Annotated in this window: 19 protein-coding genes and 1 riboswitch; of the genes, 9 read left to right on the top strand and 10 right to left on the bottom strand. The window is 71.9% G+C overall.

Annotation, left to right across the window (positions count from 1 at the left end):
• Positions 1-36: 36 nt before the first annotated feature.
• Positions 37-184: riboswitch (cobalamin riboswitch) on the bottom strand.
• Positions 175-363, bottom strand: coding sequence for a DUF397 domain-containing protein (locus IE265_RS11655; RefSeq protein WP_190035386.1), 189 nt, complete (start codon positions 361-363; stop codon positions 175-177). Its footprint overlaps the riboswitch before it by 10 nt.
• Positions 345-1178 carry a helix-turn-helix domain-containing protein gene (locus IE265_RS11660; protein ID WP_190035387.1) on the bottom strand — a complete coding sequence of 278 codons (834 nt, stop codon included), beginning with the start codon at positions 1176-1178 and terminating at the stop codon, positions 345-347. The genes IE265_RS11655 and IE265_RS11660 overlap by 19 nt, the downstream gene beginning before the upstream one ends.
• Positions 1179-1536: 358 nt before the next feature.
• On the opposite strand from IE265_RS11660, the gene IE265_RS11665 reads away from it, so the two are divergent.
• From IE265_RS11665 to IE265_RS11675, 3 genes are all read left to right on the top strand, one after another.
• Positions 1537-1752, top strand: a complete 216-nt coding sequence (locus IE265_RS11665) for a hypothetical protein (RefSeq protein WP_190035388.1) — start codon at positions 1537-1539, stop codon at positions 1750-1752.
• A gap of 138 nt (positions 1753-1890) precedes the next feature.
• Entirely contained in the window at positions 1891-2637 is a 747-nt protein-coding gene (recO, locus tag IE265_RS11670; RefSeq protein ID WP_190035389.1) for a DNA repair protein RecO, read from the top strand.
• A gap of 34 nt (positions 2638-2671) precedes the next feature.
• A complete protein-coding gene (locus tag IE265_RS11675; protein WP_190035390.1) occupies positions 2672-3523 on the top strand; it encodes an isoprenyl transferase in 852 nt (283 codons plus the stop codon).
• 72 nt (positions 3524-3595) lie between these two features.
• Here the strand turns inward: IE265_RS11675 and IE265_RS11680 are convergent, their stop codons facing one another.
• From IE265_RS11680 to IE265_RS11695, 4 genes are read right to left on the bottom strand one after another with little or no spacing between them, the layout of a single operon-like run.
• A complete protein-coding gene (locus tag IE265_RS11680; protein WP_190035391.1) occupies positions 3596-4015 on the bottom strand; it encodes a Fur family transcriptional regulator in 420 nt (139 codons plus the stop codon).
• 60 nt (positions 4016-4075) lie between these two features.
• Positions 4076-4990 (bottom strand): metal ABC transporter permease, encoded by a 915-nt coding sequence (locus tag IE265_RS11685; RefSeq protein WP_190035392.1) that lies wholly within the window; start codon positions 4988-4990, stop codon positions 4076-4078.
• 5 nt (positions 4991-4995) lie between these two features.
• The gene (locus IE265_RS11690) at positions 4996-5766 is read right to left on the bottom strand and encodes a metal ABC transporter ATP-binding protein (protein WP_190035393.1); all 771 of its coding nucleotides are present in this window, start codon (positions 5764-5766) and stop codon (positions 4996-4998) included.
• A 22-nt stretch (positions 5767-5788) separates the two neighbouring features.
• Positions 5789-6772, bottom strand: coding sequence for a metal ABC transporter substrate-binding protein (locus IE265_RS11695; protein WP_190035394.1), 984 nt, complete (start codon positions 6770-6772; stop codon positions 5789-5791).
• Between the two features lie 204 nt (positions 6773-6976).
• Between IE265_RS11695 and IE265_RS11700 the strand changes: the two genes are divergently transcribed.
• From IE265_RS11700 to IE265_RS11715, 4 genes are all read left to right on the top strand, one after another.
• A complete protein-coding gene (locus IE265_RS11700; protein WP_190035395.1) occupies positions 6977-8359 on the top strand; it encodes a glycine--tRNA ligase in 1383 nt (460 codons plus the stop codon).
• Positions 8360-8662: 303 nt separating this feature from the next.
• Complete coding sequence (locus IE265_RS11705) at positions 8663-9274, top strand: LysE family translocator (protein WP_190035396.1); 612 nt, start codon at positions 8663-8665, stop codon at positions 9272-9274.
• A gap of 242 nt (positions 9275-9516) precedes the next feature.
• On the top strand, positions 9517-10521 hold the full coding sequence (locus tag IE265_RS11710) for an aldo/keto reductase (protein WP_190035397.1): 1005 nt from the start codon (positions 9517-9519) through the stop codon (positions 10519-10521).
• 26 nt (positions 10522-10547) lie between these two features.
• Positions 10548-11132, top strand: coding sequence for a TetR/AcrR family transcriptional regulator (locus tag IE265_RS11715; RefSeq protein ID WP_190035398.1), 585 nt, complete (start codon positions 10548-10550; stop codon positions 11130-11132).
• Between the two features lie 62 nt (positions 11133-11194).
• Here IE265_RS11715 and IE265_RS11720 read toward each other — a convergent pair whose 3' ends face one another.
• Positions 11195-11416, bottom strand: a complete 222-nt coding sequence (locus IE265_RS11720) for a hypothetical protein (protein WP_190035399.1) — start codon at positions 11414-11416, stop codon at positions 11195-11197.
• Between the two features lie 147 nt (positions 11417-11563).
• Positions 11564-13009, bottom strand: coding sequence for an MFS transporter (locus IE265_RS11725; protein WP_190035400.1), 1446 nt, complete (start codon positions 13007-13009; stop codon positions 11564-11566).
• An 88-nt stretch (positions 13010-13097) separates the two neighbouring features.
• On the opposite strand from IE265_RS11725, the gene dusB reads away from it, so the two are divergent.
• The gene (dusB, locus tag IE265_RS11730; RefSeq protein ID WP_190035401.1) at positions 13098-14249 is read left to right on the top strand and encodes a tRNA dihydrouridine synthase DusB; all 1152 of its coding nucleotides are present in this window, start codon (positions 13098-13100) and stop codon (positions 14247-14249) included.
• Positions 14250-14667: 418 nt separating this feature from the next.
• Here the strand turns inward: dusB and IE265_RS11735 are convergent, their stop codons facing one another.
• Positions 14668-16611, bottom strand: coding sequence for an amylo-alpha-1,6-glucosidase (locus IE265_RS11735; RefSeq protein WP_190035402.1), 1944 nt, complete (start codon positions 16609-16611; stop codon positions 14668-14670).
• Positions 16608-18131, bottom strand: coding sequence for an MGH1-like glycoside hydrolase domain-containing protein (locus tag IE265_RS11740; protein WP_190035403.1), 1524 nt, complete (start codon positions 18129-18131; stop codon positions 16608-16610). The genes IE265_RS11735 and IE265_RS11740 overlap by 4 nt, the downstream gene beginning before the upstream one ends.
• 145 nt (positions 18132-18276) lie before the next feature.
• Here IE265_RS11740 and IE265_RS11745 point away from each other — a divergent pair, with 145 nt between their 5' ends.
• Complete coding sequence (locus tag IE265_RS11745) at positions 18277-19494, top strand: ROK family transcriptional regulator (protein ID WP_190035404.1); 1218 nt, start codon at positions 18277-18279, stop codon at positions 19492-19494.
• Positions 19495-19843: the final 349 nt, after the last annotated feature.

Below are 19843 nucleotides of genomic sequence, written 5' to 3' on the forward strand. Positions count from 1 at the left end.
TCCTGGGATTCCCTCTCGCAGTCCACGGCGAGCGTCATCGGGTCACAGCACCCCACGGGTGATCGGGCTCACGCGGCGGGCCGACGGGGCCTGCCGTGCTTACCGTTGCGGGTCAGCGCCGGACTCTCACCGGACTTCCCCCGAGGGACGCTCCGCGAGCGTAACAGGTCCGTTTCACAGGCCCCCGACGAACTCGGACCAGGCCCGTTCGCCCAGCACGAGCACGGGGCCGTCGGGGCACTTGCTGTCCCTGACGGGGAGGACACCGGGGACTCCGTCGGCGATCTCGACGCACTCGCCGCCGTTGTCGTCGCTGTAACTGCTCCTGCGCCAACGGGCGGCGCTCAGGTCGTGCTCCCGCATCGTCTGTGGTCCTCCGCCGCCGACTCGATCAGTGCCAGGGACGCCTCCGGAGCCAACGCGGCGGCCCTGAGCAGATCGTAGGTGTCCTGTACCCGCTTGACCAGGGCGGGATCGTCCAGCAGGTTTCCCGAATACACGGCTTCTGTATAGGCAGTTGGCGGGGCGTCCGCGAACTCCATGAGCTGCACCATCCGGCCCATGAGCGGATAGGCGCCCACCGAGTACGGCAGCACCTGTGCCAGCACCCGCCGCTGCCCGACCAGCCGCACGATGTGGTCGAGCTGCTCGGCCATCGCCTGTGCGGTGCCGACCGGGATCCTCAGCACGTGCTCGTGCAGGATCGCCCAGTACACGGGCCGCCCGGTGCCGTCCAGGATCCGGGCCCGCTCCCGGCGCGCTGCGGTCTTCTCCTCGACGTAGTCGTCGCTGATGAAGGGGTTGCCCGCGAGCATCACTGCACGGGTGTAGGGAGCCGTCTGCAGCAGGCCGGGCACGAGCGTGGGGGCGAACGCGGAGATCTTCGTCGCCGTCCGCTCCAGCTCGACGACCTCCGCGAAATATCCGGCGTACCGCCGGTCGTCAATCAGCTTTCTCCACGTGCGCTCGAAAAAGCCATCGGTTTGCAGTGTCCCGTCGATCCTGCGTGCCGCATCCAACTGCGGTTTCCGAATGGCCTGTTCGAATTGCCCAATATAGCCGCCCGACACGAAAACGCGAGAACCCAGCTCCGCCTGCGTGAATCCGGCTTCCTCGCGCCGCCTCTTCAGCTCCGTTCCGAAGAACTCCCAAGCCGCCTGCCGCGCACCGCTGACCATGGTCGATCCCCCCGTACTGCATCACCGTTGTTGGGCGTAGAGGTCTTCCGGAGTCTAAGCGGAGGGCGGCATCGTGGAGAGCGGAAGAGTGAAATCCAAAGGGAAAGGGGAATGTGGTGAAGTCCGGCCGCCGGTCCGGAACGCCGGTGGCCGGGGCGTACAAGTCGAACAAGCGGAGGAAAACCGTGAAGGAATTGCGCGAGGTGTCGGCGAACACCGGAATTTCGTTGCCGGCATCGCGTACGAGGCGGGCGGTCCCGGTCGCTCCGGCGGTCCCGGCGACGAGCGGGCCGTGTCCCCGTCCCGGCTCCGGCCCGCATGCCGCGGAGACGGCCGCCCGCGCGGCCGCGGTGACCGGATGAGGCCGACGGTCGGCACCTGTGCCGTGGACACGAGGACGGAGAGGATCGGCGTGGTGATGGGGCACGAGGGGCCGTACGTACAGCTCAGGCCGTTCGGTGGCGGGCGGGAGTGGGACTGCGAGCCGGACGCCGTCCGCGCGGCCACCCCGGCGGAGCGCCTCAGCGCCGCGACGGCGTACGCGAACGCGCGCAGTCGCGGCGAGGTCCCTTGAAGCAGGCCGCGCGGGCGGCGGCGGGCGGGAAGCGGCACAGCCGCACGGAGCCCCGGGGGCGTAGGCGAGAATGGGTGCCATGAGCCTGTTCCGTGACGACGGCGTCGTCCCGCGCACCCGGAAGCCGGGTGGCGGGCGATGAGCCTGTTCCGTGACGACGGCGTCGTCCTGCGGACGCAGAAACTCGGTGAGGCCGACCGCATCATCACCCTGCTCACCCGCAACCACGGACGCGTGCGCGCGGTGGCCCGCGGGGTCCGGCGGACCAAGTCCAAGTTCGGGGCCCGGCTCGAACCCTTCTCCCACGTGGACGTGCAGTTCTTCGCGCGGGGGAGCGAACTGGTCGGGCGCGGGCTGCCGCTGTGCACACAGAGCGAGACCATCGCTCCGTACGGTGGCGGCATCGTGGCCGACTACACGCGGTACACCGCGGGCACGGCGATGCTGGAGACCGCCGAGCGGTTCACGGACCACGAGGGGGAGCCCGCCGTGCAGCAGTACCTGCTGCTGGTCGGCGCGCTGCGCACGCTCGCCAGGGGCGAGCACGAGCCGCACCTCGTCCTCGACGCCTTCCTGCTCCGCTCACTCGCCGTGAACGGCTACGCGCCGAGCTTCAGCGACTGCGCGAAGTGCGGAATGCCCGGGCCGAACCGGTTCTTCTCGGTCGCAGCGGGAGGTTCCGTCTGCGTGGACTGCCGGGTGCCCGGCAGCGTCGTACCCTCGGCGCAGGCCCTCGAACTGCTCGGCGCGCTGCTGACCGGGGACTGGGCGACCGCGGACGCGTGCGAACCGCGGCACGTCAGGGAGGGCAGCGGCCTGGTGTCGGCCTATCTGCACTGGCACCTGGAGCGCGGACTGCGCTCGCTGCGTTACGTAGAGAAGTAAGCCGCACGGAGATCCAGAGGGAGACGAGAAGCACATGGTGGTACGCGGGATCCTGGGGCGCCAGCGCCGCGAGTACAAGACGCCGGAGCCGCACCCGTCCGGTGCCCGCGTACCCAAGCTCCCGGGCGAGCTGGTCCCGAACCACGTGGCGTGCGTGATGGACGGGAACGGGCGGTGGGCCAAGGAGCGCGGCCTGCCGCGCACCGAGGGGCACCGGGTCGGCGAGGGCGTCGTCATGGACGTCCTCAAGGGCTGCCTGGAGCTGGGTGTCAAGAACCTGTCCCTGTACGCCTTCTCGACGGAGAACTGGAAGCGGTCGCCCGAGGAGGTCCGCTTCCTCATGAACTTCAACAAGGACGTCATCCGGCGCAGGCGCGACGAGATGAACGACCTCGGCATCCGGATCCGCTGGGTCGGGCGGATGCCCAAGCTGTGGAAGTCCGTCGTCCAGGAGCTCCAGGTCGCACAGGAGCAGACGCAGGACAACGACGCGATGACCCTGTACTTCTGCGTCAACTACGGCGGGCGGGCGGAGCTGGCCGACGCGGCGAAGGCGATGGCCGTCGACGTGGCCGCCGGCCGGCTCGACCCGGACAAGGTCACCGAGAAGACGATCCAGAAGTACCTGTACTACCCGGACATGCCGGACGTGGACCTCTTCCTGCGCCCCAGCGGTGAGCAGCGGACCTCGAACTACCTGATCTGGCAGTCGAGCTACGCCGAGATGGTCTTCCAGGACGTCCTGTGGCCCGACTTCGACCGCCGCGACCTGTGGCGCGCCTGCGTCGAGTACGCCTCCAGGGACCGCCGCTTCGGCGGCGCCGTCCCGAACGAGGACCTCCTCGCGATGGAGGAGGGCATGCGGGGGCGCCCCGAAGGGGTCTGAGCGGAGCGCTCACGGGTGCGGCCCGGCGGGAACGAGTCCCGCCGGGCCGCACCCGTGAGTGAACTGCCGGGCCTAGCTCCCCGCGCGCTCCGCGCACTCCGCGCAGGTCCCGAAGATCTCCACGGTGTGGGCCACGTTCACATAGCCGTGCTCCGCCGCGATCGCCTCGGCCCACTTCTCCACGGCCGGTCCCTCCACCTCGACCGCCTTGCCGCAGACCCGGCACACGAGGTGGTGGTGGTGGTCGCCGCTCGAACAGCGGCGGTAGACGGACTCCCCGTCGGACGTCCGCAGGACGTCGACCTCGCCCGCGTCGGCGAGGGACTGCAGGGTGCGGTACACCGTGGTCAGTCCGACGGAGTCGCCCTTGTGCTTGAGCATGTCGTGCAAGTCCTGCGCACTGCGGAACTCGTCGACCTCGTCGAGCGCCGCCGCCACGGCGGCACGCTGCCGGGTGGAACGGCCCCGAACGGGCGGTCCAGCGGTCGTCACCGTTGCCTCCAAAACGTCTGCGGCTTGCCGGGCCATTGTGCCAGCCCGAGCCGGGCGCGGTCAGACGCCGGCCTTCCCGGCCGGGGCGCGGGTGGCGGGAATCGCGCACTCCGCGGGGTCTCCGGTCTCCCCGGCACGGGACCTGGCGAGAGCCCGGGCCCTTCTCCGCGCCAGCGGGGTGGCGAGTGCCGTGAGCAGGACGAACGCGCCGATGGCGAGCAGGACGATGGTCGCGCCCGGAGGCACGTCCTGGTAGTACGAGGTCGCCGTGCCGCCGATGGTCACGCCGATCCCGATGGCCACGGCGATCGCGAAGGTGGCGGCGAAGCTGCGGGTGAGCTGCTGCGCGGCGGCCACCGGGACCACCATCAGCGCGGAGACCAGCAGCAGGCCCACGACCCGCATCGCGACGGTCACGGTGACCGCGGCGGTCACGGCGACGAGCAGGTTCAGGGCGCGTACCGGCAGTCCGGTCACCCGCGCGAACTCCTCGTCCTGGCTGACCGCGAACAACTGCCTGCGCAGACCGAGGGTGACCGCGACGACGAAGGCCGCCAGCAGGCAGATCGCCGTGACGTCCGACTCGGAGACGGTCGACAGCGAGCCGAAGAGGTACGAGATGAGGTTGGCGTTGGTGCCGCCCGGCGCGAGGTTGATCAGCATCACGCCGCCCGCCATGCCCCCGTAGAAGAGCATCGCCAGCGCGATGTCGCCGCGCGTCCTGCCGTACCAGCGGATCAGCTCCATCAGCACGGCGCCCGCCACGGAGACTGCCGTGGCCATCCACACGGGGGACCAGGACAGCAGGAAGCCCAGGCCGACACCGGTCATCGCGACATGGCCGATGCCGTCGCCCATCAGGGCCTGACGGCGCTGCACGAGGTAGATGCCGACCGCGGGCGCGGTGATGCCGACGAGGACGGCGGCGAGCAGGGCCCGCTGCATGAAGGCGTAGTCGAGGATTTCGAGGTTCATGGCGGTCAGCTCAGCAGTCCCGTCCGGATCGGTTCGGCGTCGTGGGCCGCGTGCGGGTGTACGTGGTCGTGGCCGGGCAGCGCGTGCTGGCCCAGGGCCCGGGGCGGCGGACCGTCGTGCAGCACGCAGCCGTCGCGCAGGACGACGGCGCGGTCGATCAGCGGCTCCAGCGGGCCCAGTTCGTGCAGGACGAGCAGGACGGAGACGCCCGCGGCGACCTGCTCCCGCAGGGTCGCCGCGAGCACTTCCTGGCTGGCCAGGTCCACGCCCGCCATCGGCTCGTCCATGATCAGCAGTTCGGGCGCGGAGGCGAGCGCGCGGGCGATCAGGACCCGCTGGTGCTGGCCGCCGGAGAGGGCGTCCACGGAGTCCTTGGCGCGGTCGCCCATGCCGACCAGGTCCAGGGCGTGCCGGACGGCCTCGCGGTCGGCCCTGCGCAGCATGCCGAGCCGGGTGCGGGACAGCCGCCCGGACGACACCACCTCGGTGACCGTCGCGGGCACTCCGCCGGCGGCGGTCGTGCGCTGCGGTACGTAGCCCACCCGCGCCCAGTCGCGGAACCGGCGGCGCGGGGTGCCGAACAGCTCGATCTCGCCGCCCGTGACCGGCACCTGGCCGATGATCGTGCGCACGGCCGTCGACTTGCCGGAGCCGTTGGCGCCGAGCAGCGCGACGACCTCGCCCCGGCGCACACCGAGGTCGATGCCGCGCAGGACGGGGCGCGAGCCGAGCTCGGCCGTCACGCCGCGCAGGGATATGACGTGCTCGTCGTTCATGCCGCCGTCCTCCGGGGGCTCGTCACTTGGCGCCCAGCGCCGTCTGCAGTGCCTTGAGATTGGCGTCCATGACCTGGATGTAGTCGTCGCCGCGGGACTTGTCGGTGATGCCCTCGATCGGGTCGAGCACGTCCGTCCGCAGACCGGAGTCCTTCGCGAGGGTCTTCGCGGTCCTGTCGCTCACGAGCGTCTCGTAGAAGATCGTGGAGACGCCGTCGGCCTCGGCCGTCCCGGCGAGGTCCTTGACGCGCTTGGCGCTCGGCTCGCTCTCCGGGTCCAGGCCGTTGATGGCCTCCTCGGTGAGGCCGTAGCGCTCGGCGAGGTAGCCGAACGCCGCGTGCGTGGTGATGAAGACCTTCGTCGACGTGTTCCGCAGCCCGTCCTCGAAGCGGGTGTCGAGGTCGCCGAGCCTCTTCACCAGGTCCGCGGTGTTCTTCCGGTAGTCGGCGGCGTGGTCCGGGTCCGCCTTCGCCAGGGCCTTGCCCACACCCTCGGCGACCTCGGCGTACTTCACGGGGTCGAGCCAGATGTGCGGGTCCTTGCCGGACTCCTCGTGGCCGTGCCCGTCGTCGTGCTCGTCCTCGTGCTCGTCGTGGCCTGCCGCGTGGCCGCCGACCTCGGTGCCGTGCTCCTCCAGGGAGGTCAGCGAGGCTGCGTCGATCTTGGTCCTGGTCCCGGACTGCGCCACCGCGTCGTCGACCGCGGGCTGGAGGTTCTTGAGGTAGAGGACGACGTCCGCCTCCTGGAGCTGCGCGGTCTGCCTGGCGCTGATCTCCAGGTCGTGCGGCTCCTGGCCCGGCTCGGTCAGGCTGTGGACGGCGACGTGGTCCCCGCCTATCTGCTCGGCGAGGTACTGCATCGGGTAGAACGACGACACGACGTCGAGCCTTCCGCCTCCCGCGCCGTCGGCCGCTGTCGAGTCGGAGCAGGCGGAGAGGGTGCCGAGACCGAGCACGGTGGCCGCCGTGACGGCGGTACCGGATATGAGGCGTCGTCGTACGTTCATGACAGTCATTTTCAATGAAGCTGGAAACGATTGTCAATAACCGGTGCTGTGATCTGGGCTTCATCCCGGTATGGGCGGGGAGGTGAGCCGGGTCCGGGCCGAGACCCCCAACCGATTTGATCCGGGGGGCGGGGCCGCCGGTAATCTGAAGCATTCGCTCTGAAGCAATCGCTTCGTCGCCGTCGTCGTAATGAAGAGAGCACCGTGGCCGCCGACAAGATCGACACCATCGTCAGCCTGAGCAAGCGCCGTGGCTTCGTATTCCCCAGCAGTGAGATCTACGGCGGCACGAAGGCCGCCTGGGACTACGGACCGCTGGGCGTCGAGCTCAAGGAGAACCTGAAGCGCCAGTGGTGGCGGTACATGGTCACCGCGCGCGAGGACGTCGTCGGTCTCGACTCGTCCGTGATCCTGGCCCCCGAGGTGTGGGTGGCCTCCGGTCACGTCGCCACCTTCTCCGACCCGCTCACCGAGTGCACCTCGTGCCACAAGCGCTACCGCGCGGACCACCTGGAGGAGGCGTACGAGGAGAAGAAGGGCCACGCCCCGGAGAACGGGCTCACGGACCTCAACTGCCCCAACTGCGGCAACAAGGGCACCTTCACGGAGCCCAAGCAGTTCTCCGGCCTGCTCTCGACGCACCTCGGCCCGACCCAGGACAGCGGCTCCGTCGCCTACCTGCGGCCCGAGACCGCGCAGGGCATCTTCACCAACTTCGCCCAGGTCCAGCAGACCTCGCGCCGCAAGCCGCCGTTCGGCATCGCGCAGATGGGCAAGTCCTTCCGCAACGAGATCACGCCCGGCAACTTCATCTTCCGGACCCGCGAGTTCGAGCAGATGGAGATGGAGTTCTTCGTCAAGCCGGGCGAGGACGAGAAGTGGCAGGAGTACTGGATGCAGGAGCGCTGGAACTGGTACACGGGCCTCGGCATGCGCGAGGAGAACATGCGCTGGTACGACCACCCGGCCGAGAAGCTCTCCCACTACTCCAAGCGCACCGCCGACATCGAGTACCGCTTCCAGTTCGGCGGCAACGAGTGGGGCGAGCTGGAGGGCGTCGCCAACCGCACCGACTACGACCTGTCGGCCCACTCCAAGGCGTCCGGCCAGGACCTCTCGTACTTCGACCAGGAGGCCGGCGAGCGCTGGACCCCCTACGTCATCGAGCCCGCCGCCGGTGTCGGCCGCGCCATGCTCGCCTTCCTCCTGGACGCCTACATCGAGGACGAGGCCCCCAACGCCAAGGGCAAGATGGAGAAGCGCACGGTGCTGCGCCTCGACCCGCGCCTGTCCCCGGTGAAGGTCGCGGTCCTGCCGCTGTCCCGCAACCCGGAGCTGTCCCCGAAGGCCAAGGGGCTCGCCGCCGCGCTGCGCCAGAACTGGAACATCGAGTTCGACGACGCGGGCGCCATCGGCCGCCGCTACCGCCGCCAGGACGAGATCGGTACGCCGTTCTGCGTGACCGTGGACTTCGACACGCTCGACGACAACGCGGTCACCGTGCGCGAGCGCGACTCGATGAAGCAGGAGCGCGTCTCCCTCGACCAGATCGAGGGCTTCCTGGCCGCGCGCCTTACCGGCTGCTGACCGCCTCCCCGGAGGTCGGGCCCGGGTCCGCGCCCGGGCTCCGGTGACACACCCCGGTTCCCCCGCGTCCGCCACGGACGCGAGGGAACCGGGGTTTTCGCGTTCCGGGGGGCCCGTGCTCCGGGGCACGCGCCTGGAGGCGGCGACCAGTGCCCCCGGGTGCGCGCCGCCCCGACCCCGCGCGGGGGACGCCCACCGGCCGGGTCCTACACCGGGCCGGCGGGCCGCCCGTGCGATTGGTCCCCCATGCCGCCCGGCGATTGGACCTGTCGGCGGGGGGTGCCGGGTCGCCAGGGTGGGCCCATGAGCATCGCGTTCCTGCTGACCACCCTCGTGGTGGTGGCCACGCCCGGCACGGGCGTCGTCCACACCCTGTCCGCCGGCCTCTCCCGGGGCCGGCGGGCCGGTGTCGTCGCGGCCGTCGGCTGCACCCTGGGCTGCCTGCCGCACCTGCTGGCCACCGTCACCGGCGCGGCGGCACTGCTGCACACCAGCGGCACGGCGTTCCAGATCCTCAAGTACGCCGGCGTCGGCTACCTCCTGTACATGGCCCGGGCCACGCTGCGCGACCGGGAGGCGCTCGCGGTGGACGAGGACTCCGCGCCGCGGTCCGCGCGGCAGGACATCGTCCGGGGCGTGCTGGTCAACCTCCTCAACCCGAAGCTGACCGTCTTCTTCCTCGCGTTCCTGCCGCAGTTCGTGTCCCCCGGGGAGCCCGGGTCCGTGCCACGCATGCTGCTGCTCAGCGGGGTGTTCATGCTGACGACCCTGGTGGTGTTCAGCCTGTACGGAGTCCTCGCGGGCGCCTTCCGCAGCCAAGTCGCCGCACGGCCCGGTGCGACGGCATGGCTGCGGCGGGCCTTCGCCGGGTCGTTCCTCGCCCTGGGCGCGAAGCTCGCGCTCACCCCGCGGTAGGCGGGCGCGGGGCCGGCCGGGCCGTGCGGCCCGCGTCGCTCAACGCCCTGGAGTGCCTTGACGTTGTCGCCGTACGTCCAGGCCTCCGCCGCCGACACCTGTGCCGTCCGGTCGAAGCCCGCCGTGGGCCGGAGGTGCGAGGTGGCGACGCATGACAGATGACAGATGACAGATATTGAAATCTGTCATCTGTCATGCGAGGGTGGAGTGCGACCTTTCGAAGCGACCCAGGAGGAGCTCTCATGGAGACCCGATCCCTCGGCACCACAGGCCCCCGCGTCTCCGCTCTCGGCCTCGGCTGCATGGGCATGTCCGCGCTGTACGGCGACGCCGACCGGGCCGAGTCCGTCGCCACGATCCACGCCGCGCTCGAAGCGGGCGTCACGCTCCTCGACACCGGTGACTTCTACGGCATGGGCCACAACGAGATGCTCATCGGCGAGGCGCTGCGCAGCGCCCCGGCCGCGCGCCGCGAACGCGCCCTCACCAGCGTGAAGTTCGGTGCCCTGCGCGGCCCGGACGGAAGCTGGTCCGGATACGACGGGCGGCCCGCCGCGGTGCGCAACTTCGCGGCGTACTCGCTGCAGCGGCTCGGGGTCGACCACATCGACGTCTACCGCGTCGCCCGGGTCGACCCGGACGTCCCGATCGAGGAGACCGTCGGCGCCATCGCCGAACTGGTCGAGAAGGGCCACGTACGGCACATCGGCCTCAGCGAGGTCGGCGCGGAGACCGTGCGCAGGGCCGCCGCCACCGCGCCGATCGCGGACCTCCAGATCGAGTACTCGCTCATCTCGCGCGGCATCGAGGACGAGATCCTGCCGGCCGTGCGGGAGCTGGGCATCGGCGTCACCGCGTACGGCGTACTGTCCCGCGGGCTGATCTCCGGCCACTTCGCACGGGACCGCACGCTCGCCGCGAACGACTTCCGCGCCATGAGCCCCCGCTTCCAGGGGGACAACCTCCGGCACAACCTCGACCTCGTCGAGGCGCTGCGCGCCACCGCCCGGAACAAGGGCGTCACGGTGGCCCAGTGCGCGATCGCCTGGGTGCTGTCGCGCGGCGAGGACATCGTGCCGCTGGTGGGCGCGCGCCGCCGCGACCGGCTCACCGAGGCGCTCGGCGCGCTCGACGTCACCCTCGACGCCGCCGACCTGGCCGCGATCGAGGAGGCCGTCCCGGCCGGGGCCGCCGCGGGCGACCGCTACCCGGCCGCGCAGATGGCACACCTCGACAGCGAGCGCTGACCCCGCCTGCGGGTACCGTCATCGGCATGGCGACCACCGAGACCCTGACCGCCGAGCGCATCCTCGCGGCGACCGAGGAGGTGCTGCGCCGCCACGGCCCGGCGAAGGCCACCGTGGTGGACGTGGCCCGCGCGCTCGGTGTCAGCCACGGCACGGTGTACCGGCACTTCCGTACGAAGGCCGCGCTGCGGGAGGCGGTGACCGAGCGCTGGCTGGACCGCACGTCGCAGTCGCTCGCCGGCCTGGTGACCGAGGACCGCGACGCCGGGGCGCGCCTGCGCGACTGGTTCACGGCGCTGTTCACCGCCAAGCGCCACAAGGCGGGGGACGACCCGCAGCTCTTCGCCACCTACCAGGTGCTCATCGGCGAGAACAGCGCGGTCGTGGAGCGCCACATCGCCGACCTGACGGGCCAGCTCGCCGGGATCGTCGGGGACGGGGTCCGGCGCGGCACGTTCGCCCCGGTGGACCCCGCGGCGACGGCCCGCGCCGTGTTCGACGCCACGGGCCGCTTCCACGACCCGCACTACGCCCACGAGTGGGAACAGCCTGGGATCGAGGGCGAGTTCGGCGCGGTCGTGGACCTCGTGCTGCGAGGGCTGCGGGCCTGACCACCCGATCCGGACGGACCACCCGGGCGGTTCCCGTCGGCCCCGGGAACCGCCCGGGACCGTCAGCCCGCCGTGCCCTGCGCCTCCGTCGGGTCGACCGTCGCCTGGTGCGCCTCCGCGAGGTGCTCCTCGGCCTTCAGCCACGGCAGGAACTGCGCGCTCTTGCGCCAGCCGCACGTGTCGCATCTGATCGTCCGCTGCATGCCCGCGCGCTGGACGCGGACTATGTGCTCACGGCCGTGCTGGTCCCAGCGGCTCACCTTGCTGGTGCTGATCTGCAGCATGTCGCCTCCTGGTCGTCGCGCTCCGCTTGCGCGCGCTAAGGAGTGTGCAGCAAGAACAACATCAACAGTGGCACTTGTGTGGTGAGTTGTGTGCGAATCCCGCGCCCCGCGGCGATGCGGGTCCTCGTCGTCCGGGGGGGGGCGGTGTCAGGCCCGTACCTCCGCCGCCGTCCTGGCCTCCTGCTTCTCCAGCCGCCGCGCGGTGCGTTCCGCGGTCCGCCGCGCCCAGGGTCCGCTGGTGACGGCGCCGACGACCAGGACCACGACGCCGCAGCCGGTGATGATCCACCAGGCGGGTCGGGCGGCCGACGCGAACGCGTCACGGTAGGGCGAGGCCCCGACGCCCGAGGCCAGTACCGCCCCGACCACGGCCACCCCGAGCGTCTGGCCGATCTGCCTGCTGGTGGAGGCGACGGCCGCGGCGACGCCCGCCTGGGCGCGCGGCATCCCGGAGACGGCCGTGTTGGTGATGGGGGCGTTCACGAAGCCGAAGCCGAGGCCGAAGAGGAGGTAGCCGACGACGAGGGCCGTGTTCGCGCTCTCCGCGTCGAACGCGGCGAAGAGCACCCCGCTCGCGGTCATCGCCGTGCCGGCGACCAGCAGGGAGAGGCGGGGACCGCGGCTGCCGACGAGCCGGCCCGACAGCGGTCCGCAGACGAGGGTCATGGCCGCCATGGGGAGCATCCACAGGCCCGCGTGCAGGGCGTCGAGACCCCGTACGTTCTGGAGGTGGAGCGTGGACAGGAACAGGAAGCCGCCCAGCGCCGCGAACGCGCTGACCGCCACCACCGTGGCCCCGCTGAACGGGGCCGACCGGAAGAAGCGCAGGTCGATGAGGGGTTCGTCGCGCCGGGGCTCGTAGCGGAGCAGCGCGGCCAGCGCGGCCAGCGCGATGCCCGCGAGGACGAGGAGTTCGGTGGCGCCGGAGTCGGGCGCCTCGATGATCGCGTACGTCAGGGAGCCGAGCAGGGCGATCACCAGCAGCTGCCCGACCGGGTCGGGGCGGCGGGCCCGGGGCGCGCGCGACTCGGGGACGTACCGGAAGGTGAGCAGGAGCGCGGCGAGACCCACCGGCAGGTTGATCCAGAAGATCGACCGCCAGCCGACCGAGTCCACCAGGAGCCCGCCGACCAGCGGCCCCGCGGCCATCGAGATGCCGATCACCCCGCCCCAGACGCCGATCGCGCGGGCGCGCTCGCGCGGGTCGGTGAACGTGTTGGTGATGATCGACATCGCCACCGGGTTGAGCATCGAGCCGCCCACGGCCTGGACCATCCGGAAGGCGACGAGCAGTTCGAGGCTGGGGGCGAGGGAGCACAGCACCGAACCGATGGTGAAGACGACCAGGCCCGCCATGAACACCTTCCGGCGGCCGATGCGGTCGGCCGTCGACCCGGCGAGCATCAGCAGGCCGGCGAGTACGAGCGTGTACGCGTCGATCGTCCACTGGAGGCCCGCGAGGCTCGCGTCCAGGTCCTTCTGCATGGAGGGCAGGGCGACATTGAGGACGGTGTTGTCGATGCTCACGATCAGCAGGCTCATGCAGCAGATGGCGAGGACGAGCATGCGTCGGCGGTGGCTGGGCTCGGACATGACCACCAGAGTACGCCGATTTCGGTAGTGTGCCTAACTAACTAGTAGCCCATCCGGGGCACCCTCGCGCGTGCGCGACAATGGGGGAATGCCCACGTCCACGTCCGCGGTGAACTCCGCTCTGCAGATCGGCCCGCACACCGTCCGGCCGCCCGTCGTGCTCGCTCCCATGGCCGGGATCACGAACGCGCCGTTCCGCACGCTGTGCCGGGAGTTCAGCGGGGGCAAGGGCCTGTTCGTCAGCGAGATGATCACCACTCGGGCGCTGGTCGAGCGCAACGAGAAGACGATGCAGCTGATCCACTTCGACGCGTCCGAGACCCCGCGCTCGATCCAGCTCTACGGCGTCGACCCCGCCACCGTCGGCAAGGCCGTCCGCATGATCGCGGAGGAGGGCCTCGCCGACCACATCGACCTGAACTTCGGCTGCCCCGTCCCGAAGGTGACCCGCAAGGGCGGCGGGTCCGCGCTGCCGTACAAGCGGAACCTGCTGCGGGCGATCCTCCGCGAGGCGGTCGCCGGGGCGGGCGACCTCCCCGTCACGATGAAGATGCGCAAGGGCATCGACGACGACCACATCACCTTCCTCGACGCAGGCCGGATCGCGGTCGAGGAGGGCGTGACGGCGATCGCGCTGCACGGCCGCACGGCCGCGCAGCACTACGGCGGAACGGCCGACTGGGACGCCATCGCCCGGCTCAAGGAGCACGTCCCGGAGATCCCCGTCCTCGGCAACGGCGACATCTGGTCGGCGGAGGACGCGCTGCGGATGGTGCGGGAGACCGGGTGCGACGGCGTCGTGGTCGGCCGCGGCTGCCTGGGCAGGCCGTGGCTCTTCGGCGACCTGGTCGCCGCCTTCGAGGGCCGCGACGACTACGCCCGTCCGACCCTGCGCGAGGTGGCGTCCGTCATGGTGCGGCACGCGACCCTGCTGGGCGAGTGGATCGGCGACGAGGCCCGCGGGGTCATCGACTTCCGCAAGCACGTCGCCTGGTACCTGAAGGGCTTCGCGGTCGGCTCGGAGATGCGCAAGCGCCTCGCGATCACCTCGTCGCTCGCCGAGCTCTCCGAGGGCCTGGAGGAGCTGGACCTCGACCAGCCGTGGCCCACGGGGGCGGACGGCCCGCGCGGCCGGACGTCGGGGAACAACAGGGTCGTCCTGCCGGACGGCTGGCTCAAGGACCCCTACGACTGCGCCGGCATCAGCGACGAAGCGGAACTGGCCACCTCAGGAGGCTGACGCCACCCCCCGCCCCGTTCAGGGGCGCGGGGAACGCCGCGCCGGGCCACACCCAACCGGCACCGGACGACTGGGCCGGAGGCCCCGCAGGGGGCGCGGGGAACGCCGCGAGCAACCACGACCGACCGGCACCCGACGAACCGGGCCGGGAGCCCGGTTCAGGGGCGCGGGGAACTGCGCGAGCAACCACACTCAACCGGCACAGGACTGCCGGGCCAAGGGCCCCGCAGGGGGCGCGGGGAACTGCGCGAGCAACCACACTCAACCGGCACAGGACTGCCGGGCCAAGGGCCCCGCAGGGGGCGCGGGGAACTGCGCGACACCCAAGGACACGGCACCCACCCACAGCCCGGGCTCACAGAAAGCCCCCCAACCCCCCAACCCCCCAACCCCCCAACCCCAGCCGGAGGCGACGACGTCACGCCCCTCCGACGGCAGTCAGCAGCGCCAACGGAGCCGCGGCGGACCGGGACTCCCGCACACAGGCATGCGGACAGGGCACGGGCTCGGCATGAGCCCCACGCGCGTACCCCGCAAGCACCTCCGGCAACCGATGCCCCGCCGCGGTGGCCGCGTCCACCAGCGCATGGGCGACCGTACGGGCCTCGTCGTGCAGCCCGTACCGCGCCAGCCCCAACGCGATCAGCGCGTTGTCGTGCGGCCACACGGACCCCCGGTGGTACGACAGCGGATGGTAGGCGGCCTGCCCGGCGGCCACCGTCCGCACGCCCCACCCGGAGAAGAAGTCCGGTTCCAGCAGCCGCCGCCCCACCAGTTCCCCGTACTCCTTGTCCAGCAGCCCCGACCACAGCAGGTGCCCGGCGTCGGACGCGAGCGCGTCGACGTGCTTCCCCCCGCCGTCCAGGGCGAGCGCCGGAAACGCGTGGTCCGCCATCCAGAAGTCCCGCTGGAACCTGTCCCGGAGGTCGCCCGCGGCCTGTTCGAGCAGTGCCGCGTAGACCTCGTCGTCCCAGACCGTCCGCGCCAGGTGCGCGGTGCGGCGCAGCGCGTCGTACGCGTACCCCTGCGCACCCGCGGCCATCACCGGGCCGGAGGGACGGCTGCCGTCGCCCGAGCAGATGGCGCCGGGGGAGTCCTTCCAGTTCTGGTTGGCGAGACCGCCCTCGTCCGCGCGGTAGACGAGATAGCCGCGCGAGGTCAGGCCGCCGTGGTCGAGCATCCAGCCGATCGCCGCGCGGGCGTTGGCCTCCAGCCGGCGGGCGAGCACGACATCACCCGTCTGCTCGACGTACGAGCCCAGCAGCACGAGGAACAGCGGAGTCGCGTCGACCGAGCCGTAGTAGCGCCCGTAGGGCACCTGCCCGAAGTGCGCCAGCTCGCCGTGCCGCACCTCGTGCACGATCTTGCCCGGCTGGGCCACCGCTCCCACCCCGACCTCCGTCGCCTGCGCCGCGGCGAGCGCGGGCAGGGTGGCGGCGGCGAGCTGCGGGCGGTAGGGCAGCGCGAACAGCGAGGTGAGGAGGGCGTCCCGGCCCAGGAGCGTCAGGAACCAGGGCACCCCGGCGGCCGGGACGCGCAGTTCCTCCCCGTCGGGACCGGTCGCGGGAACCTGGAGCACGGCCAGGTCGGACAGGCCGCGGGCGCAGGCCGCCGCCAGTTCGGGCCAGCCCTTCGGGAAGGGCACACCCCGCGCGAACTCGCCCTCCAGCGCGAGCAGTCGGCCGTTCGCGGCGGCCGGTGTCGAGGGCACCTCCGGGCGCGGCATACCGTGCGGGCGGGCCGCGACCCGGAGGGCCAGCTCCGCCGAACCGTGCGGCGCGAGATCGAGGGTCCACACCAGGCGCCGCGCGCCGGTGCCGGTCTCCTCGACACCGTCCGGCGCCGGTTCGGACGTGACGGTCGTGCAGGAGCTCCACTCCCCGCGCCGGTAGCCGAACTCCACGCCGTCGTCGAGGACCTTGCGGGAGCGGACGGCGCCGGCCTTCGTGTAGGTGCGGTGGTCGGAGCGCAGTTCGAACTGGTCCGTGAAGTCCGCGTCGGCGGTCACCGCGATGCGTACCGCGGTGGCCACCGGACGATTGCTGGTGACGCGCAGCGACTCGACGAACGCGCCCTCGGTGACGGCTTGTTCACGGAAGAGCGTGTACGCGGGCGGCTCCTGCCGGCCGCCGCGCGGGACGAGCACGCAGCGCGCGGTGTCGCCGTCGGCGACCGGTGACAGCGCCTCGGGCACGGCGCCGTCGACGGTGAGCTGCCAGCGGCTCAGATGCCGGGCGTCGCGCACGAACAGCCCGTCGGGAGCGGAGTGCGAACCGCCGCCGCGCACTCCGCTGATGTCTCCGCCGTCGCCCACGGCCGCGAACGTCCCGCCGTGCACGAGCAGATGATGCCGCTCCGTCATCGCAGGTCCCCTCCCTCGGTGCCCTCGCCGATCTCTCGCGTCGTGCCGCGCGCCCCGTCGGGCGCCTCGTGCAGCAGGTCCAGCGTCAGCGCCGCGGTCCAGCTGAAGCCGAGCGCTCCGCACGCCTCGCCGGTGTACGGGTCCACGTACTCGGCGAACCCGGACGTGTCCGCGGTCTCCAGCAGGGCGCCGCGCAGCCCCTGCGCCCGCGCGTGCTCGCCGTGCACCCTGAGCCCCCGTTCCAGCAGCCAGTTGGTGTTGAACCAGGCCGGACCCCGCCAGTACCGGTGCGGGTCGAAGGCGTGCCCGGCCAGGTCGTAGCTCGGTACGAGCCGGGTCGCGCCGGCCAGTCCGAAGTGCGGTCCGTGCAGCGTCGCGACGAGCGTGTCCGCGGTCCCGCGGGGCAGCGCCGGCAGCAGCAGCGGGACCAGTCCGGAGACCCCGCGCTCGGGGATCAGTCCGTCGGCGCGCAGGTCGCGGCAGAAGAACATGCCCTCCGCCGGGTCCCACAGCCGGTCCACCAGCGCGGCCGTCAGCCGTTCCGCGCGGGCGTGCCGGGCGGTGCCCGTCGCCCCCAGTTCCCGGGCGATCCGCGCCAGCGCGTGCTCGGAGGCGATCAGCAGGGCGTTGAACGCCGGGTCCTCCACGGCGAACCCGTCGGCCCGCCGGCCGCCGGAGCCGGTCGCGCCCGTCGGGTGATCCGCGTATCCCCCGTCCCGGTAGTCCGCCGCGAGCCGCACGTACCGCCCGTAGTCGAGGTCGGTGGGCCGGTCCTCGGCCGCGCCGTGGTCCAGGTCCGCGCGGCGGAAGGAGCGGGCCGGCGCGGGTGCGACCCTGGCCAGAGGCGCGTCCCAGCTCGGCGCGTTGTCCATGCCCTGCTCCCACGGGTGGACGACCGAGGCGAGGCCCCCGCCGCCCAGGTCCCGGCGGTGCAGCAGATAGCGGTGCCAGGCCGCCAGCCGGGGGTAGATCCTGGGCAGGAAGGACCGCGCGCGCGACAGGCCCGGGTCGGCGACGTGCACCAGCCAGGCCGCGAGCGCGTGCACCGGTGGCTGCACGATGCCCGAGGTCTGTACGGTGCGCGGGGCGCCCGCGGAGCGTCCCGCGGTCGAGGACCGCCAGAAGTCCGGGCTGGGGAAGTACGCGTCGAGTGGCACCGAGGGGTTGAACACGATGTGCGGGACACGGCCGTCGCCCCACTGCGCGCCGAGCAGCGTCTCCAGTTCCGTCTGCGCCCGCAGGGGCGACAGGTGGCGCAGGCCGATCGCGATGAACGCCGAGTCCCAGGACCACTGGTGGGGGTACAGGCCGCGGGAGGGCACGGTGGACGTTCCGGTCCAGTTGCCCTCCAGCACCTCGGCCGCCCTGAGGTGCAGCGATCCTGCGGGCCGTGCCGTTTCGCGTACGGCAGCCTTCGCCGGCCCGGGTTCGTCCCGGCGGGTGGCGGGCGGTGACGACGCGATGAGTACGGGATCCGGGCGCTCGGTGCGGCGAGCGGTGAGCTGCGTCGTGCGGTCCACTCAGGTCTCCCCGAAGACATGCGGCCGGCCGGTTCGGCAGTGGCTACCGTAGAGTTACGTCTATTTAACACGCAAAACTCAATATGTAATGCAGAGTTGGTGAACGCAAGGGGTTCGCACGACCGGAACCGTCGGAAGGAGCGGAATGGCCACAAGGACCGGGAGGACCGGGAGCCAGGCGAGCTCCGGCGACCTGCTGGAGCTGGTGCGCAGCGGCCGGGCCACCACCCGGGGCGCCCTGCAGCAGGTCACCGGGCTGTCCCGGGCCACGGTCGGCCAGCGCCTCGACCGGCTCTTCCGCGCCGGCTGGCTGCGTGAGGGGGCCGCGGGCCCGGTGGACTCGCCGCTCGGCGGCCGGCCCTCGGTCCGCCTGGAATTCGACGACGCCCACGCGGTCGTCCTCGCCGCCGACCTCGACACCCGCCACGCGCGCGCGGCCGTGCTGTCCCTGGCGGGCGAACTGCTGGCCGAGCACGCGGGCCCGCTGCGCGTCGAGGACGGACCGGACGCCGTGCTCGGCGAACTGGGCCGCTGGTTCGGCGAACTGCTGGAGAAGGCGGGGCACGGGGCGCACGAGGTGTGCGGCATCGGACTGGCCGTGCCCGGTCCCGTCGACACCGACACCGGACGGGTCGTGCAGCCGCCGATCATGCCGGGCTGGGACGGCTACGACATCAGGGGCCGCCTCACCCGCGCCCTCACGGAGCACACGGGCGCCCCGGCCGTCCCGGTCCTCGTCGACAACGACGCCAACCTGATGGCGTACGGGGAGCAGCGCACGGCCCACCCCGACTGCTCGGCCTTCGTTCTGGTGAAGGTCTCCACCGGTATCGGCGCGGGTGTCGTCGTCGGGGGCGCGATCTACCGCGGCATCGACGGGGGCGCCGGGGACATCGGGCACATCCGGGTCCCGGAGGGCGCCGACGCGCTGTGCCGCTGCGGCTCGTACGGCTGTCTCGCCGCCGTCGCCAGCGGAGGCGCGGTCGCGCGCAGGCTGGCCGGGACGGGGGTCCCGGCGGCGTCCGGCTCGGACGTGCGCGACCTGCTGGCCTCCGGGCATCCGGGCGCGGCCGCGTTCGCCCGGGAGGCCGGACGGCAGGTCGGGGACGTGCTGGCGACGGTGGTGACCCTGCTGAACCCCGGGGTCCTGATGATCGCCGGGGACCTGGCCGGAACGCCGTTCGTCACGGGGGTGCGCGAGCTGCTCTACCAGCGGGCGCTGCCGCGTTCCACCGCAGGACTGGACGTGGTCACCTCACGGCTCGGCGAGCGGGCGGCCCTGGTGGGAGCGGGCGCGCTCGTGGTGGAGCACCTCTACGCGCCCGGGCGGGCCGAGGAGCGGCTGCTCGCGATGGGCGTGTGACGTCCGTGTTTCCGGCGGGGGAGGGCGGTCCGGATGCTGAAATCCGGTCGGCCGACGCGGCGTGATTCTCGCCACGCCTGATAGATGTTTCGCTCAGATGAGCGGATCTTGGGCGGCTGCACTTCTCCAAGGGGTGGCACTCAGTGCCACCCCTTGATCGTTTATGACCTGAACTCAGGCGTGTGAAGCATCGCTCATGTGAGCGAAATGCAGGATCTACGTGCGTTGACTCGTTCAAGAGGTGAACGCATTGAGCCCGGACGGCTTACCAATTGTTGACTTTCGATCTGCTGGCGGACGGGTGGTTACAGCCGTATGACGCACAAGTGGACGTACCCAGGTGCCTTCG

This window comes from Streptomyces fructofermentans, assembly GCF_014651055.1.
In the GTDB taxonomy this organism is placed as follows: Bacteria; Actinomycetota; Actinomycetes; order Streptomycetales; family Streptomycetaceae; genus Streptomyces; species Streptomyces fructofermentans.